The organism is Pollutimonas subterranea (assembly GCF_002849655.1).
In the GTDB taxonomy this organism is placed as follows: Bacteria; Pseudomonadota; Gammaproteobacteria; order Burkholderiales; family Burkholderiaceae_B; genus Pollutimonas; species Pollutimonas subterranea.
Genome location: NZ_PDNW01000032.1, coordinates 1 through 16,566 on the forward strand (window position 1 = coordinate 1; position 16,566 = coordinate 16,566).

Annotated in this window: 11 protein-coding genes and 2 pseudogenes; 1 reads left to right on the top strand and 12 read right to left on the bottom strand. The window is 59.4% G+C overall.

The genetic code is table 11. The annotated features are described in order from the left end of the window. Nucleotides 1-123 precede the first annotated feature (123 nt). The 5 genes and pseudogenes from CR159_RS20460 to CR159_RS20480 all read right to left on the bottom strand — a co-directional run. Nucleotides 124-480, bottom strand: a pseudogene (locus CR159_RS20460) (alpha-amylase family glycosyl hydrolase); the annotation flags it as partial. 95 nt (nucleotides 481-575) lie between these two features. Next, entirely contained in the window at nucleotides 576-3,839 is a 3,264-nt protein-coding gene (locus tag CR159_RS20465; RefSeq protein WP_102075798.1) for an alpha-1,4-glucan--maltose-1-phosphate maltosyltransferase, read from the bottom strand. A gap of 4 nt (nucleotides 3,840-3,843) precedes the next feature. Continuing rightward, nucleotides 3,844-5,508, bottom strand: a complete 1,665-nt coding sequence (glgA, locus tag CR159_RS20470; protein ID WP_439650593.1) for a glycogen synthase GlgA — start codon at nucleotides 5,506-5,508, stop codon at nucleotides 3,844-3,846. Between the two features lie 84 nt (nucleotides 5,509-5,592). Continuing rightward, a complete protein-coding gene (locus CR159_RS20475; protein WP_500796522.1) occupies nucleotides 5,593-6,570 on the bottom strand; it encodes a glycosyltransferase family 2 protein in 978 nt (325 codons plus the stop codon). A gap of 519 nt (nucleotides 6,571-7,089) precedes the next feature. Next, a complete protein-coding gene (locus tag CR159_RS20480) occupies nucleotides 7,090-8,436 on the bottom strand; it encodes a sigma-54-dependent transcriptional regulator (protein WP_102075801.1) in 1,347 nt (448 codons plus the stop codon). 215 nt (nucleotides 8,437-8,651) lie between these two features. Here CR159_RS20480 and CR159_RS20485 point away from each other — a divergent pair, with 215 nt between their 5' ends. Next, nucleotides 8,652-9,587: a sigma-54 interaction domain-containing protein gene (locus CR159_RS20485; RefSeq protein WP_102075802.1), complete on the top strand. Its 936-nt coding sequence runs from the start codon at nucleotides 8,652-8,654 to the stop codon at nucleotides 9,585-9,587. Here CR159_RS20485 and CR159_RS20490 read toward each other — a convergent pair. The 7 genes and pseudogenes from CR159_RS20490 to CR159_RS20520 all read right to left on the bottom strand — a co-directional run. After that, nucleotides 9,544-10,569 carry a UDP-glucuronic acid decarboxylase family protein gene (locus tag CR159_RS20490; RefSeq protein ID WP_102075803.1) on the bottom strand — a complete coding sequence of 342 codons (1,026 nt, stop codon included), beginning with the start codon at nucleotides 10,567-10,569 and terminating at the stop codon, nucleotides 9,544-9,546. The two genes, CR159_RS20485 and CR159_RS20490, sit on opposite strands and share 44 nt — an antisense overlap. Continuing rightward, nucleotides 10,562-11,626 carry a glycosyltransferase family 9 protein gene (locus tag CR159_RS20495; RefSeq protein ID WP_233208435.1) on the bottom strand — a complete coding sequence of 355 codons (1,065 nt, stop codon included), beginning with the start codon at nucleotides 11,624-11,626 and terminating at the stop codon, nucleotides 10,562-10,564. The genes CR159_RS20490 and CR159_RS20495 overlap by 8 nt, the downstream gene beginning before the upstream one ends. Continuing rightward, nucleotides 11,623-12,603, bottom strand: a complete 981-nt coding sequence (locus CR159_RS20500; protein ID WP_102075804.1) for a glycosyltransferase family 2 protein — start codon at nucleotides 12,601-12,603, stop codon at nucleotides 11,623-11,625. The genes CR159_RS20495 and CR159_RS20500 overlap by 4 nt, the downstream gene beginning before the upstream one ends. Next, entirely contained in the window at nucleotides 12,600-14,339 is a 1,740-nt protein-coding gene (locus CR159_RS20505) for a carbamoyltransferase family protein (RefSeq protein ID WP_102075805.1), read from the bottom strand. Before CR159_RS20505 ends, CR159_RS20500 begins: the two co-directional genes overlap by 4 nt. Beyond that, nucleotides 14,327-15,466 carry a glycosyltransferase family 9 protein gene (locus tag CR159_RS20510; RefSeq protein ID WP_102075806.1) on the bottom strand — a complete coding sequence of 380 codons (1,140 nt, stop codon included), beginning with the start codon at nucleotides 15,464-15,466 and terminating at the stop codon, nucleotides 14,327-14,329. The genes CR159_RS20505 and CR159_RS20510 overlap by 13 nt, the downstream gene beginning before the upstream one ends. Beyond that, nucleotides 15,463-16,071, bottom strand: a complete 609-nt coding sequence (locus CR159_RS20515; RefSeq protein ID WP_102075807.1) for a D-glycero-alpha-D-manno-heptose-1,7-bisphosphate 7-phosphatase — start codon at nucleotides 16,069-16,071, stop codon at nucleotides 15,463-15,465. Before CR159_RS20515 ends, CR159_RS20510 begins: the two co-directional genes overlap by 4 nt. Beyond that, a pseudogene (locus CR159_RS20520) lies at nucleotides 16,068-16,316 on the bottom strand (SDR family oxidoreductase); the annotation flags it as partial. The gene CR159_RS20515 and the pseudogene CR159_RS20520, both read right to left, overlap by 4 nt. Nucleotides 16,317-16,566: the final 250 nt, after the last annotated feature.

Below are 16,566 nucleotides of genomic sequence, written 5' to 3' on the forward strand. Positions count from 1 at the left end.
GTAGGGGAAATTGCGTCCGCAGCGCTGAAAATCTCCTCCAACGCCGCCCCCAAGCAGACCGGCGCAGCACTCGGTCAGATCAAGGCGCAAAAATCACTCCCGCAAGCCTCATGGTGAAAAGTCCGGGTTAGCCCGGCGCGCGCGCTGGAACCATGCATGCTGATCGGAAGTATGGTTCACCACCAGCTCGGTAATCACCCGCAAGCCACGCTGATGCGCTTCACGTATGAATTTCTTTACATCGGCCAGCGTCCCATAGTCCTCATGGACGTTGCGATATTCGGCAATGTCATAGCCATCATCCAGGCGCGGCGATGGATAGAAAGGCAGCAGCCACACTGTATTGACGCCGAGTTCCGCAATGTAGTCCAACTTGGAAATCAGCCCCGGAAAATCACCTTTGCCGTCATTGTTTGCGTCAAAAAATGACTTCACGTGCAATTGGTATATGACAGCATCCTTATACCAAAGCGGTTCATTCTGCTGCGTTGTTCTGTTCTTTATTGACCGAGCCATAGAGCTTCCCTTTCCAATTCATTCATCGCGCCCGCCTTCTGGCACTCGCAAAAGAAACGTCAGCCCGGACGCACCAGGCGCCACACAAAAAAGGGACGCTCTTGCGTCAACTCAACGTGGTGATATTTTCCATGCAGGGTAAAGCGGTGATCGTCGAAGACGTCCTGGACGAAGACCACTCCGTCATCCGGCAAGCCCCATTGCCACAAAGGCAATTCCAGCATGCCCGCCTGCCGTGCGTGCGGGTCCAGGCTGATCGCCACGAGCACGATATTGTCCTGGTCAGGCGTAGTCTTGGAGAAGAACAGCACCTGATCGTTGTCGATCTTGTGAAACCGTAGTCCCAAATGGGTCTGCAGGGCGGGATTGCTGCGCCGAATCTGGTTCAAGCGCGTAATTTCGGCAACGATATTGCCCGGACGGTCCAGGTCCCAGGAACGAATCTCGTACTTCTCGGAATCCTGGTATTCCTCTTTGCCGGGAACAGCCCTCGCCTCGCATAACTCAAACCCGTTGTACATGCCCCATAAGCCTGACGTCGTGCAGGCCAGCGCCGCTCGAATCAGGAACCCCGGCCGCCCCGAGGTCTGGAGGAAGTAGGGATTGATATCGGGCGTGTTGACGAAAAAGTTGGGCCGGAAGAAGTCGGCAACGGGCGCCGTATTGAGCTCGGTCAGATAGTCAGTGAACTCCTGCTTGGCATTGCGCCAGGTGAAGTAGGTGTATGACTGTGAGAAGCCTACCTTGGCCAGGCGATACATCATTTTCGGACGCGTGAACGCCTCTGAAAGAAATACCGTGCCAGGATGCGCGCCCTGCACCTCCGAAATAAGCCACTCCCAGAAAGGCAATGGCTTGGTGTGCGGATTATCGACGCGAAACGTCTGTATTCCTTGATCCGCCCAAAAAAGCACGGCATCGCGCAGGGCTCGCCATAACGCGGCCTGCTGGGGAGCGCTCGCCAAGGCGCTGTAGAAATCAGGATTCACGATATCTTCGTAGCGCTTGGGCGGATTCTCGGCATAACGCAAACTGCCGTCCGCACGCCAGTCGAACCACTCCGGGTGTTCCGCAAGCCAGGGATGGTCGGGCGAACACTGTATGGCAAAGTCCATGGCAATTTCGAGGCCGTGCTCTTGTGCCGCCGTCACCAGCTCGCGGAAATCATCCAGCGTTCCCAATTCCGGATGTACGGCATCGTGACCACCGTCGGCGGATCCTATCGCATAGGGGCTGCCGGGATCATCCGGGCCTGCCTGCAGCGAATTGTTCTTGCCCTTGCGATTGCGCAAGCCTATTGGGTGGATCGGCGGAAAATACAGAACGTCAAAACCCATATCGCGTATCGCCGGCAAGCGTGCGATCACATCGACAAAGGTGCCGTGCTGGCCGGGGCGGGAGCTTTGCGAACGCGGAAACAACTCATACCAACTGGCGAAGCAGGCTTGGCGCCGCTCAACAATTAGCGGGAAAAGGATATCGCTGGCCGTCTCGAAAGGTCGGTTATCGGCCGCCTGCATGGCGATGGCCAAATTCCCGGACAACAGGGCATGCACTTGCGCGGGGTCACACTGCGGCACCGACACGCCTCTATCAGCGGGCCCGCTCGACGCACGAGGACGCCTGGGCCGCGCTGCCACGCTTTGCGGCTTGCCTATGGCCTCAAGTGCCGTAACGAGCGTGTCCGCCGAAATCGGCTTGTCGTCTCGCGCCCGGTCCAATGCTGCGCTGACCAACCGGCGTCCTTCCTCAACTTCCAACGAGACATTCTGGCCGGCCTCTGATTTCTTGCGCAGCTGCTCGGTATACGTACGCCACTCGTCGAACCACGCCTGAATGCGGTAATGGTGGGGGCCAACGCGTTGCGGCGCGAACTGAGCCGTCCACCGGTCGTTGCCTGCGTGCACCATGGGTGTCGTATGCCATTGGGTTTCGTCGGCCGCGCGCCAGACCAACTGTGCCGCGATATGATCATGGCCATCCATCAGCACATCGGCCTCGACGCGTACGGTATCGCCCAAGGTACGCTTGATCGGAAAGCGGCCCTGGTTAACCGCGGGACTGATATTCTCTATGGCAATTCGGGGCGAGCGTAGCGCCGCGGTAATGTTCTTGCGCTGCTCGCCGGCGGAATTCGCGGTTTTTTTCACCATCAAGGCAGGCACGGCCACCAACACGCTGCAGCCCGCCGGCGGCAAGGTGTCCGGGAGGTTCTGCGCCACTCCGTTACTCACGGTATAGCTATCCGGCAGACGCGACCGCACGGCGCTCCACTGGATATTTGCCGGCTTGGCTTCGTCCGGATTGACCAGCAGGAGCTTTGCAGCGGACCCGTTGCGAAAAAGCGCCGTGACGTCCGCTAGTGGACCCGACAACATCGACAAGGCGGCGCCGTGCACCTGTTTTTGAGCGATCCATCGATTTGCTTCCGCTACGGCGTGCTCGCCGGCAAGCTCTTCGAAGCCCATGGGCATCAGCATTCCGTCACCGGCAAAAGCAGCTGTCCACAATGTGCGTACCGCTATTTGGGAATCATGCTGGCGCCAGCTTGCCGACTGAGCCTGTCGGCTGTCCGGGTCTTCTATTGGCGCAATGACCGACGCATTCGCGCGCAGGCGGGCATGCTCTTCGACCAGCCAGGATGAATGGTAATCCCACCATGGCAAGGACAGAAAGGTGGTTTCGAACCCGGCTGGCGTCAATCGTGCAACCTGGTCGGGCGTCATGCCAGGCGTCCATGCCATGAAACTGCATTCAGGGTACTGCCGATGTACTTGCGTGATCAGCTCCTTCCAGTCGGCAGCCGGCAATACACCCGGAGCAAGACAGCGGAATCCGGCTACGCCGGCCTTCGCCCACGCCTGCAAGCGCGTGCCCCACCATGACACCAGGTCGGGACTGACTCGTGCCTGGTGCACGCGTACGCGCAACAAGCCGGTTTGCAATTCACCTCGCGGATCCAGCACAGTGTCGCTGGCTGTCTCGTACCAGTCGGCATGAGACGCTGCCAGCGTACCGTCGGCCAGCACCCGGTCAAGCATCAGGTCCATCAGGAGCATCAGCTTATGGCGGGTGCATTGCCTGGCCATTGCGGCCAGTGTTTCTGTCGTCCCGTCGCCGTCAAACCCGTGGAGCGCACTGCGGTCCGGATCGTCTGGAACGCCATGCAGGTGTCGCTCGCCCCCTGACCATGGCGGTGGTATCAGTATGCTGTCAAACCCCATTGAACTGGCCCTGTTGCAGACAACATCCCACCACTGCGTGCCATCGAGGCCGGCCATGTCTGCCGCCGTTTCAGGATAAACGTAATAGATTCTCGCCATGATTTCACGCCGCTGAAGCTCGGCGCGGACCCACGGGCTCCAGGGCTACGCCTTCGCGAATTCGTTGCAATTTACCGGCAGTACCGGCAGCCAAGCCGCCACGCGTAGCCAGTACCGCGGGATTGACCCGTACCCCCTGGCTGCCAAATCCGGCCGAAGCCCGCCGCCGCTCAGGAGCCCGTTCGGAGATCCGCTCGAGCGCAACGGTGGGGCACAAGGACTGATATGCACTGAGATAAGCGGGAGCCGTCTTGGCCCAACCGAAATCGGTCCTCATGCCGTTCATTTGCATGGCGCGCCAAATGGCCGGATAGCGGCGCAAGCCCATTGCCCGATCAATAGCCGCCGCCATGTCGCCGGGGTTCTCGCCGTCGAAGAGCACACCGGTGGCAGCGTGCATGCTGCCCGCGGGAAGGTTCGCCCCCGGGTCGATGATCGTATCGGCCATTCCACCCACCCGGGATGCAATGGGGATGGTGCCGTAACGCATCGAGTACAGCGGAGTCAGTCCGAAAGGCTCAAACCGGCTTCCATGCAACAACATGTCCGCCCCCGCATGCAACAAGTGGGCGTGCGCCTCATCGAAGCCAATGTAAACGCCGCAACGTCCCGGATAACGTTCCGCCAGCCGGCTGAGTTGGGCCTCCAGCGTGTGGTCGCCCATACCCATTACGCAGACCTGCAGATCAGCATGGGCATCGAGCGCCATCGGAATCGCGCTGGCAGCGAGGTCGGCCATTTTTTGCGTGGTCAGCCGACTGCCCATCGCCATCAAGGATGCGCGCGGATTCTCGATCAAGCCAAAACTGCGCTGCAGATCGCTCTTGCACAATGCCTTGTTGGCAAGGTGATCGGCACTGAACGGCCTTCCTCGCAAATAGGGGTCGGCCTGTGGATTCCAAAGCTTGATGTCTATGCCATTCGGTATGGAAATAAGGTCGCTGCCGCGCGAGGCAAGAACGCCCTCCAATCCACAACCGAAACGCGGCGTCAGTATTTCCCGAGCGTAGTTGTGGCTGACGACGGTAATCAGGTCGGCGTACCGGATACCCGCCTTCAAGAAATTGAGCTGTCCCCAGAACTCCATGCCGTCGCCGGTGCAATACTGTGGAGCAATGCCCAGTGCTTCGGCATTAGCCATAGGAAATACGCCTTGGAACGCCACGTTGTGCAAAGTAAGTACTGTCTTGACGTCCGTGACCTTCATCTGGTGCATCAATAATGGCGTCAAGGCGGTGTGCCAGTCGTGGGCATGCACAATATGAGGACGCAGCACCCCTTCCACCCCCTGCGCGACGCGCGCGGCGGCATGCGACAACGCCGCAAAGCGTAAGGCGTTATCGCTGTATTCCAGCCCGTCGGGATCCACGTAATATCCGTCACGCTCGTACAAGGCGTCGTTTTTCAGCAGCAAGACCGGCATGCCCAGCTCAGGACAATACGCTGCCTGCAACGTTGCATCGCCGCCCGGCAGGCCGGCCAGCTCCGAAATGACGGACACCTGGTTTACATGGGCCATCGTTGAGCGGTAGGCAGGCAGCAACAAGGTCACTTGTACGCCACTTTCTTGGACAGACATGGCCAATCCGCTGACCGCATCGCCCAGACCACCGGTCTTTGCAAGAGGAAACGCCTCGGAAGTAACAGCCAGAATTCGTAGCGCCACAATGTTCTCCAATAATCAGCCGACAGGCCCGTAGGCAAACCCTGGAGCAAACATCGTGCCCGTGGACGAGCCCGTCCTAAAGTTCCATCACGCCGTCCTGCGATCCGGATTCTGGGACACCGGCGTGCCCGGGCTACCCGCCGTAATATCCAGCAGGGCGCGCATGCTTTCGACGGCCGGAGATACGACCTTCCTATATCGCAATGCGCGCGGCAAACCCAATACCATCTGCACCATAGTGGGCCATGCGATGCCCCTGTCGCGTGCGGCCCGCCACTGCACATTCGTCTCGTGCCAGGCAGCGCGAAAAGGCCGACGCATCCAGGCCACCCAAATAGCATTACGTATCAGCAAGCGTTCGCGCAAACGGGTATCCCGGCTCAAGGAGGGAAAATGACGGGTTATCACGTCGTCGGCATACACGATGCGCCACCCCCGCTCAACCAGGTCCAGCGCCATCAGTGCCTCCTCGCCGCCAATGAAGAACGGCGGCCAGTACCCGCCCACTTCGTAGAACGCGCTGGTCCGCATGACGCATGCGCCCGCCATGAAGCCCAGCAATTGCGGTCCAGGCAACTGCTCTCGTGCCAAGGGGCTTTGCGCCATCGACAGGCAGGTCGGATCAGGCCTGCGGGTGGCGCCCACTTGGACGCACGCGCTGACCACCGCCACCGAGGGGCTGTTGTCGAGAAGAGTTATCGCACGCTCAAGAGCGCCGGGCTCCCATTGCGTGTCGTCATCGCAGAAGGCGACGTATGGAGTCTGGGCGTAAGCCACACCGAAGTTGCGTGCCGCCGCGCCCATATTCCTTTTCGCGCGAATCAGCATGACGGAGGGAAAGCGGGATGCAATTGCCCTCGCCGTGCCGTCGGTAGATCCGTTGTCGACCACGACAATCGGCCACTTCCCGGGTAAACGGCATAGACAATCCAATGTACCCAGGACTTGCATGCGCCGGTTATGTGTGAGCACGACGATAGTCGCGCGACCCGCTTGCTGAGTTTCCATGTTAGTCACAGTCCTATTAAACTGGACATCTTCAGCATATACCGTGCCGTCGCGCATTAGCTGCTAGCACATTTTTGGTTCAAGTGTTTACGGCACTTTGCTTTAGTGACGCTGTCTGCTCCGATGACGTTGTACGGAGTGGATGGAGGCAGTCCGGCACAGCGTGCTTGTTTCCGCGCCCGCCTCGTACAACTACGCAATAGGAAACTTGCCGGCCTCACGGCTTGAGGCGCACGGTGGCTAGAAGGCTGGTCCAAGCTTCGCTCATGCAAAAAGGCGGGTGTGTCGGGGGCTGTGCAGGCGCCTCGCGCACGCCGTTTCGGTCAGTGCCATCGAGGAGGCAAGGCCGCGGCTGTCTGAGCCCGACGGGTGTCGGACCACCGGTCCGACCGGGCGAGTTCCGCGGGCGCCTCGATGGGGCTGACCGAAACGGGCACCCTGGCAACGCCAGGGCGTAGCGCGTGAAGCCGAAACAGCCTTCGACACACCCGCCTTTCTTAAGAATTAAGAACGAAAAGCCGTCCCCAACGTCTGCGCGCTGCAGCGAGCCTTGTAAACACCTCGACGGAAGATGCTCTAGCGGAAAGAAGAAGACTCGTCGACGTCGCCCGTTGCACCGTATTCTTCCAGGCGGTTATAGAGTGTTTTCAGGCTAATACCGAGCATCTCGGCGGCAGCCTTTTTGACACCACCGCACTGCTTGAGCGTGGCGAGGATCAGCTGCTTATTGGCATCGGCCAGCGGCACTCCCACCGGAACCATTATTTCAGACCCCCAACCGGCTGAATGCGATTCAAGCTCGAAGGTATTGAAATCGCCGTGAATGACCGTGTCGGCCAGAATATAGCTGCGGTACACATAATTGCGCAGTTCACGGATGTTGCCCGGCCAGGAATATTCGCTCATGGCTTTCAGCGCTTCTGGAGAAAACGTCTTTTTTGTCTGGCCCTCGGCGTTAAGCTTGCTCAGGAAATGCTCGGCCAATATCAATATGTCGCTATCGCGGTCCCGCAGCGGAGGCAGCTCGAGCGGGAAGACACTAAGGCGGTGATATAAATCTTCGCGCAACGTACCGTTGGCTACGGCCTGCTCGGGATTGCGGTTGGTCGCGGCAACCACACGCACATCGGCGGCAATTTCCTCGTGCGTTCCTACCCGCATGAAGCGTCCGGTTTCCAGCACGCGCAGCAGGCGAACCTGCAGTTCCATGGACATCTCGGTAATTTCATCCAGGAAAAGCGTACCGCCTGAAGCGCGCTCAAAGTAGCCCTTGTGCTGCCGGTCGGCCCCGGTAAAGCTGCCTTTCTCGTGACCGAATAATTCGCTCTCGATAAGGTTGGGAGATATTGCTCCGCAATTTACGGGCATGAACGGTTTTTGATGACGGGGGCTGGCCAGGTGAATGGCTTCCGCGGCCAGCTCCTTGCCGGTCCCGCTTTCACCAACCAGCAAGACGGTGGCTTGGGTGGGCGCAACCTTTTCAATGTGTGCGCACAACAGTTGCATGGCTCGTGAACTGCCGACCATTTTTGCAAACCAGTCGGTGGATCCGGGCGTGGGTTGCGTCTGTAACAGTGCCTTGAGCTCGGCCAGGACGCCGCGCAGGCGACGCAGGCTGACCGGCTTCAAAAGATAATCGACTGCTCCGCAGCGCAAAGCCTTGATGGCACTGTCGACGCTGGAATAACCCGTAATAAAAACCACCTGGGTGTTGGGGAGCTCAAGGTTGGACCAGAACTCGATCCCATCGCCATCGGGTAATTGCATGTCGAGCAAGATCACATCGGGTTTTTGCCGTTCGATCTGGATGCGCGCCTGCCGTATGTCGGCAGCTTGCGCAACCGTGTAGCCTTCTTCGATCGCAATATCGGCTATAAGGTCTCGAATGGCAGCTTCATCATCAGTGATCAGGAGATGCGGCATAGTAGCTTCTTCAGTAAGATTGCTGGGCCTTCGCATCCGCGCGCACCGCTTTCAAGCGCATCGCGAGGCCTCTTGGAGGCGCCAATCGGCGCCAGACAGAACTGCATTAGGCTTATCGTACGCGGTTTCCATGAAACCAAACGTAAGCTTCCATATCATAAGAAACATTATGCGAAAATGTACCGAAAGCATTCATTTACGATTAGACTTTTTCCATGATTCCTTCGTCGAAAATCCTTGGCCGGTCGCCGGCTGCCTTTGAGCTTGCAAGATCCATCGTTAAGGCCGCGCCCACCGAGGCAAGCGTCCTCATTGTCGGAGAAAGCGGCACAGGCAAGGAGATCGTCGCGCGCGCGGTCCACGATCGAAGCTCCCGGCGGGACGCGCCCTTTGTCGCCATAAACTGCGGAGCAATCAGCCCGTCCCTGGCGGAAAGCGAATTGTTCGGTCACGAAAAAGGCAGCTTTACGGGCGCGTCGGCGACCACCATGGGCTGCTTCGAAAGAGCCCACCCCGGTACGCTTTTCCTGGACGAAATCACCGAAATGCCCCTGACGATGCAGGTGCAATTATTAAGGGTGCTTGAATCAGGGCAGTACCATCGTGTTGGCGGTTCGGAACAAATCAGCGTCAATCTGCGCATTATCGCTGCCACCAATCGTGACCCCAGAGAATTGGTCCAGGGCGGCAGTTTTCGCTCCGACCTGCTTTACCGCCTGGCGGTCTTCCCCATACGTGTACCGCCCCTGCGCGAACGCAAGTCGGACATCGCCTATTTATCGCAACGATTTCTCGACGAGTTGAACGAACAGGAAAAAACCAGCAAGGTGTTCTCGCCTACGGCTCTGGAACGACTGGAAGACTACAACTGGCCGGGCAATATCCGTGAACTCAAGAACAGCATCACGCGCGCCTTCATCCTGGCCGATGACATTGTCGACGTAGCGCCCATAGGCACAGCATTTCGCACGCCCGCGCCCTCGGTCAAGCAAGGCTATCTGAAGATACCCATAGGTACGTCGCTAAGCTCCGCGCAGCGTGCGGTCATCATGGCCACGCTCGACCACTATTCCGGCGACAAGCGGCGCACGGCATTGGCCCTCGGCATCAGCCCGAAGACACTTTACAATCGGCTCGAAGATTTTCGCTAAATTCCCGATCAGACTCCGCAAGCTTAAAAGACTCGGAAAAGTGGGCAATCGTCTTCCGCAGCCCGGTGTCCAGATCGATTTTCGGCTCCCAGCCAAGGTGCCGGCGCGCCAGCAATATGTCGGGACACCGCTGCACCGGATCATCGGATGGCAGGGGCTCGAATTCAATGGGCGAATCCGTTCCGACCAGGCGACGTATGCGGCAGGCAATATCCAGCACTGTGCTCTCGCGAGGCGACCCGAGGTTCACCGGACCCTGAAAGGTGTCTACGCTGTTCATCAAGCGCATCAGCCCCTCGATCATGTCGTCCACATAGCAAAGCGCACGCGTCTGGCTTCCGTCTCCGTATACCGTCATGCTCGAGCCATTCAAGGCTTGAACGATAAAATTCGAGACTACCCTTCCATCGCCCTTGGCCATGCAAGGCCCATACGTATTAAAAATACGCGCTATTTTGACCTGGACGCGCTTGCATCGGCCATAGTCCGAGAACAAGGTTTCTGCACAGCGTTTCCCCTCGTCGTAGCATGAGCGTATGCCCACAATGTTCACATTGCCCCGGTACCCTTCCGGCTGTGGATGCACATGTGGATCGCCGTATACCTCACTGGTCGATGCCTGCAGGATGCGCGCCCCCGTTTTTCGGGCAAACTCCAGCAGGTTGAACGCACCGTTCACGCACGTGCGCAGGGTATGCACGGGGTCGGCCTGATAATGTTGCGGCGATGCCGGGCAAGCCAGGTTATAGATCTGGGTGGGGCGGATATCGAACGTCAGCGGCGAGATAACATCGTGGCGCAGCACCAGGAAATTAGGGTGGTCGGTCATGGACGAGATGTTGCGACGCGTTCCTGTCAGGAAACTATCGAGGCAAATCACATGATGACCCTCATCCAGCAGGCGGCGGCACAGATGCGATCCAAGAAACCCCGCCCCGCCGGCTACCAGTACACGTTCACGTGACGCTTGCACACTATTCATGAATTGCTCCAAGTTGCGACTGCGCCTCTTCCATCACCTGATCCACGCTGACACCGAGCGCGCACGGGTGTCCGATAGGGCACTGGAAGTAAGAACAGGGCCGGCATGGCGTCGGGGCATGCAGCACACGATGCAAGCCGGCATCCAGGGGAGCCCAGCGCGCCACATCGCTACCGGAGGCGATGACGACGCTGGGAAGACGAACGGCCGCGGCCAAGTGCGAAATACCCGTGTCATTGCAGATGACCATGCGACCACGCTGCAACAGGCCGACCAGCCCGCCCAATGACGTTTTCCCTGAAAAGTTTGCGGCCGGAACGCGGGCGCGGTGGATAAGGCTCGCGGCCAGCTCGGTTTCATCGGGGCTGCCGGTCACGGCAAGCTGCCACCCCTCCCCCGCCAGCCTTTGCATGACATCGGCAAACCGGTCCAACGGCCAACGTCGCGACGGCATGCGTGCTCCGGGATGAATGAAGATCGTGCGATCAAGGTCAACACCGGCATGGGTCGCCGCCGCATCGGCCTCACGGTGGTCATCATCGCTTAATGGAAACTCAAGAGCATCGTCCGACGCCGGCAGGCCCAGATAGGACAACAAGGCCAGATACCGGTGTACTTCGGGCAAATGGTGGGGCCATGTCATTAGGCGCCCCGGTTCCTGCTGACTGGCTTCGGGAACGAAGCCGGCCCAGCGACGCGCACCCATGCGTTGGACGATCTGATTGGACTGTGCGCCACTACCATGCATCTGCAGGATGAGATCGAAATCGCTATCGCGTACACGGCGATAAAATTCCGGCAATTCGTCCATGCGGGCCGCCTGTTCCGGAAAAGCCGGGTCGCCGGGAAACAATAGCAGCTCGTTAACATAGGAGTTGAATCGTTCGACTACCGGTATAGCACTCGCCAGGCCTATTAGCGTAATTCGCGTGCCAGGCAATGACAAGCGCAATGCGCGCAGTGCGGGTATGGTGCAGAGCAGGTCACCCAGGTTCAGCGCGCGGAATATGGCTATGCTGCGGGGGATGGGGCTCCAGATGCCCGCCTCTGTCATCATGGCAAACCTCCGCCGAACCGGGCTGCACCCACGACGCGCCAGTATATCGAAAGGGGCGGAATGAACAGCGACGTAAACAGCACTTCAGCGACGTTGCGCAAGGTGCACGCGCTGAGCCTGAGACGCCGAATGAAAAAATAGGTCGTCAACAAGGCCCACGCTGCGGCGGCCGCTGCCGCCACTTCCCACCGGCCCGCCAGCAGGCCCAGCAATACTGCCATCAAGCTGGCGCAAATCGTCAGGTAGAGCCAAGGTGGACCGGGCCGTATGCGCTGCCGGTAAAGCTCGGGAAATTTCCGGTAAAGCAAGACATCGAACATCACCTTTTTCTGCATGCCCAGGCTGGCGCCGAATGGCATGGGGCGCAAAGGATGGACGACCGTGGCGGCCGGCGCGGGCGCAATGGTGAATCCGCGCTCCAGCAACGCAAAATGCAAGTCCGAGTCTTCGCGCCATGCCAGGGTAAAGCGTTCATCAAAGCCTCCCACCGCATCAAGCGCATCGCGCCGGACGAAGCAGTTGGCCGTGACAAATTCGGCCTCGGTCAGTCTGGCTGCATCGCGCTCCAGGTCGCCGGGCTCGTCCGGCAACGGCATCAGGACGGTGCCGACGGCGGCCTCGACACCGGACGCCATGGCCTCCAGACCGGCCTTCAGCCAGCCGGGCTCGGGCATGGTGTCATCGTCAGTAAAGGCAATGACAGGTGCGCGCGCCGCGCGCCAGCCGACATTGCGCGCTCCCGCCGGACCCTGGGTATTGCTTACCGGGAGATACCGCACGGGCGGGCGCCCCCCCGCATGCTCGGCGACGCGTTCTACCAGAGCCTGGGTTTGCGCGCTCGGACCATCGTCACACACCAGGATTTCCCAGTCATCGCGCGGTAGATTCTGCTTCAACAAGGCCGCCAGGCACCGCTCCAGCAAGTCGGGACGCTTGTACGTCGGAACCACTACCGATATCAGAGGCGAGCCTGTCATCGCGGCTTCTCCACCAAATAACTTCCTATCACCAGCGCGTCCAGCGGCGATGTCCAGAAACACTCAAGCGCATCCCGTGGACTGCACACCACCGGCTCGCCACGCGTATTGAATGAAGTGTTGACCAGCACCGGCACCCCGGTTCGTTCCTCGAATGCCCGCAACAAGTCATACAACAGCCCGTGCTGCTTGCTGTTCACCGTCTGCACGCGCGCCGTTCCATCAATGTGGCATACAGCCGGAATAAGATCTGCCTTGTCTTTCAGTACGTCGAATACGAAGAGCATGAACGGCGCATCGATCGTTCCCTTGGCACCGGCGTCGAACCATTCCTGCGCCTGCTCTTCGATCACCAGCGGCGCCACGGGCCGGAAATCTTCGCGGTCCTTGAGCTCGTTCAGGCGTGCCTGCATAGCCGGGTCGCGTGGCGAAGCAAGAATCGAGCGGGCACCCAGCGCGCGCGGGCCGAATTCCATGCGTCCTTCGAACCAGCCCAGTATTTTTTCCTGCGCCAGCAGATCGGCGGCCTGCTCGGCGACATTTTTCAATCGACGGAAAGCAACATGCGAGCGCCGCAGGAACGCCTCGATATCGGCATCCGCGTAGCCGGGCCCGAGGAAGGCGTGGTCCATGCTCCAATCCCGGCTGCCGTTTCCCCGTTGTTCAAAATCAAGCCAAAGCGCCGCCCCCAGCGCCGTGCCGGCATCGCCGGCGGCCGGCTGCACCCAGACATTCTGAAATGGTCCCTCGCTGGCCAGCCGTGCATTCGCCACGCAGTTGAGTGCCACGCCACCCGCCATGCAAAGATTGGATGAACCGGTCTCCTTGTGCAGCCATTGCGCCATCTCCAATATCGTTTCCTCGAGTACCTGTTGCAGGGAATGAGCGATGTCCATGTGCCTGTCCTCGAATTCCTCGCCTTTCTTGCGTGGCGCGCCAAACCGCTCTTCGAGCCGAGGTGGAGACATCGTATATCCGCCGTCGCCATCGCCCCTGAGGATTTCCCGGAACTCCTCCATATAGGCGGGCTTGCCATACGAGGCCAAAGCCATCACCTTGTACTCATCCGAGGAATGCAGGAAGCCCAGATACCGGGTCACGTCTTCGTAGAGCAAACCCAGCGAATGCGGCAGGTCGATCTGCCTGAGTCGTCGATATTTACCGCCCTCAAAGTGGCCGTAACTCGTCGAGGCCCGTTCACCGCGTCCGTCCATGGTCAGAACGGCCGTCTCTTCATAAGGACTGGCAAGGAAAGCGCTGGCTTCATGGGCTAAGTGATGCTCGATGAATTGCCACCGCCGCATAATGTGATCCAGGCCCGCACTGGCAAAGCGGCCTTGCAGATGGTGCGGAGCTCCGTCTGCCAGTTGCCGCGGCGCGTTGACAATGTAGGACAGGAACAAGGGGTCCCACGGCGAACCGCCACCCTCGCCATGACCCGCCGCCGATGGCTCCAACGGCAATGCAATGCTCTTGTCCGGGGCGAGGCTGTCCTGCAGCAGCCGAGGCGCAAACGAGTAAGCGATATGGTCGACGTCACGCAGGTCGATCCCGGCTTCGCCCAGGCAATAGTCGATGGCGTTATAGGGCAGCTGCCAAGTGGAAAACGGTACAGGCCGTTTGCCGTGCTTGATACGTGTAAAGCGTTCCTCTTCGGCAGCGGCCAACACTCTTCCATCGCAGACCAGCGCCGCTGCACAGTCGTGAAACGCCGCATTGATTCCTAGTGTGTGCATATACCTTCCCTCTTCGTGGCGCTGTCGTTCGAGCGTGGCACCCGAGCCGCCTGGCGATTGTTATCCAGCAATTCGTATGCGGCCTGCACGACCTCTTCAGGAGCGATACCGTTAAGGCACGCGTTGTGGCCTTGCGGGCAGACGCTGCGGTAGCAGTACTTGCACGGAACATCGCACGACAACAGCCGATGCTCAACCTGCCATGGCGTATGCTGGGGGTTGGTCAACGCATACAGATCGACCACGGGCGTTTGTACCGCCGCGGCAATATGCACAGGCCCGGTATTGTTGGAAATAAGAAGCGAAGCATCCTGGATCAGGCAGCCCAGTTGCCCAAGATTAAGGCGGCCAGCCAGATTCACCCGCTTATTCGTCGATTGGCTGCCTGCAATGATCTGGTCGATAAGTTTGCGTTCGCTTTCGCTTCCGGTCAGTAATACATCCCGTCCGCCGGCGTCCAGCAGGGAAAGCACTCTTGAAAATCCGCTAGCCCCATAACGACGGGATTCCGCCGTGGCGCCACAATGCACCACAATCCAGCCATTGCTTTGCAATACCTGACTGGCGCGCAACACCTGCAGCATGGAATGCCGGTCGGCCTGGCGGGTAAGAAAAGACAATCGGGTGTTGCTGCTTTGCGCCCCCACCGAGGCCACCAGATCCAATTGACGCTGAACCTCATGCCGTATGCCTTGCTGAGGTTCCGTGTCGCGAACCCAATGGCTTAACAAGCGATACGGGTTCTCGCGAGAATGCGCGAGAATCAAGGGGATACCCGCCAGATGACACATCATCGCCGCGGGCAAGGCGTTTTGGCTGTAAACGGTGAAAATTACGGCTGCATCGAATCGCCCGCGGCTAAGCTGCTGAATGGCGGCGATGTCTTGCTCATTGCCTTGCGAGCCGTTCTTCACCCACGCCGCGTCGTACTCGATCGTGTCATCCACATCGGGCAGGAAGGGGGCCACCTGCGCGCCGGACCGGGAAGCCATCAAGCTTATTCTTACATCGGCACGGCTTGCCTTCAAGGCGCAGATGGCCGGCGTGCTCATCAGCACATCGCCCATATTATCCAGACGTACGCACAGGATGCGCCTGGCATCGCGCCAATCATGCCGGGTCGTCATGCACGTTCACCTTGTATGCCTACGCGCGGCCGGAGCTGCAGCCGATCTGAATACCAGCGGTGTATCCAGTCGGTGGCTTCGTCCAGGTCGGGCGCCATGCGATGTGGCTTGCGCCACTCGTTGATGATCCATTCAGTCTCGTTGCCATTGTCGATCAGCACGGTGTTGCAGCCTGCGGTCCGCCCCGCTTCCACATCGTCCAGAATGTCTCCAATGAACCATGACATGTTCAGATCAATGGCGTGCTCCGCCGCGGCACGCAACAGCAGGCCGGGTGCCGGCTTGCGGCAATCACAAAGTGTGGCGTGCTTCGTCACCGTTCCCCGGGGGTGGTGCGGGCAATAATAGAATCCGCCCAGCACGGCTCCGGCTTGCGTGAACATGTCGGTCAATCGCGCCACCATGGGCGCCAGGTCGTCCAGGGCAAAGCGGCCCATGGCAATCCCCGGCTGGTTGCTGACGACATAAATGGGCAGGCCCAGCCGGCCCAGTCGTGCGAGCCCCGCTCGCGCTCCGGGCGCAAAGGCCATTTTTGTCGGATCGACGTTATACGGGACGTCTTCGAGCAATGTCCCGTCCTTGTCCAGGAATATCGCTGCTGTCATGGCCAGGACGTCTCTTTCATCGGAAGCACCATGACTTCGGGAATTACGGTTTCCGGCGGCTGCGTCAAGACGAATTTCACGGCTCGGGCCACATTCAGAGGATCCTGCAGCGTAGCCTGGTCTATATCGGGAAACCGGTCCAAGAGAAAGGGCGTGCGCATGCCGCCCGCAATAATCGCCGAGACTTTAATGCCCAGTGATCGCAGTTCGGCATGCAGGGCATGCGACAGTCCCATTAGGCCGAATGGTACTTACTTAGCGCCCGAGAAGTTGAGGTCGTACGGCCAAGTGACTGATTAAACAGGAGGGCGGGCCGTCCCAAGGCTTGGTAGGATGGGAGTTCTCACACAACCGTCCATCTCGCCAAGGGTCAGCCCACCATGAATCGTAACGCTCGAAGCCGTCAGCAGCAACACCGCAAGGGAATTGAGCGGCGAGTACGTTCGACCGAAGCGGTGGAGTTTTTCAACATTCTGACCGATGAGGCGCTGCTCG

What these genes read in the sequence shown, in the direction of transcription:
- CR159_RS20465 (WP_102075798.1), bottom strand. Translation starts at nt 3,839, where the DNA reads ATGGCGAGAATCTATTACGTTTATCCTGAAACGGCGGCAGACATGGCC.
- CR159_RS20475 (WP_500796522.1), bottom strand. Translation starts at nt 6,570, where the DNA reads ATGCGCGACGGCACGGTATATGCTGAAGATGTCCAGTTTAATAGGACT.
- CR159_RS20480 (WP_102075801.1), bottom strand. Translation starts at nt 8,436, where the DNA reads ATGCCGCATCTCCTGATCACTGATGATGAAGCTGCCATTCGAGACCTT.
- CR159_RS20485 (WP_102075802.1), top strand. Translation starts at nt 8,652, where the DNA reads ATGATTCCTTCGTCGAAAATCCTTGGCCGGTCGCCGGCTGCCTTTGAG.
- CR159_RS20490 (WP_102075803.1), bottom strand. Translation starts at nt 10,569, where the DNA reads ATGAATAGTGTGCAAGCGTCACGTGAACGTGTACTGGTAGCCGGCGGG.
- CR159_RS20495 (WP_233208435.1), bottom strand. Translation starts at nt 11,626, where the DNA reads ATGATGACAGAGGCGGGCATCTGGAGCCCCATCCCCCGCAGCATAGCC.
- CR159_RS20500 (WP_102075804.1), bottom strand. Translation starts at nt 12,603, where the DNA reads ATGACAGGCTCGCCTCTGATATCGGTAGTGGTTCCGACGTACAAGCGT.
- CR159_RS20505 (WP_102075805.1), bottom strand. Translation starts at nt 14,339, where the DNA reads ATGCACACACTAGGAATCAATGCGGCGTTTCACGACTGTGCAGCGGCG.
- CR159_RS20510 (WP_102075806.1), bottom strand. Translation starts at nt 15,466, where the DNA reads ATGACGACCCGGCATGATTGGCGCGATGCCAGGCGCATCCTGTGCGTA.
- CR159_RS20515 (WP_102075807.1), bottom strand. Translation starts at nt 16,071, where the DNA reads ATGACAGCAGCGATATTCCTGGACAAGGACGGGACATTGCTCGAAGAC.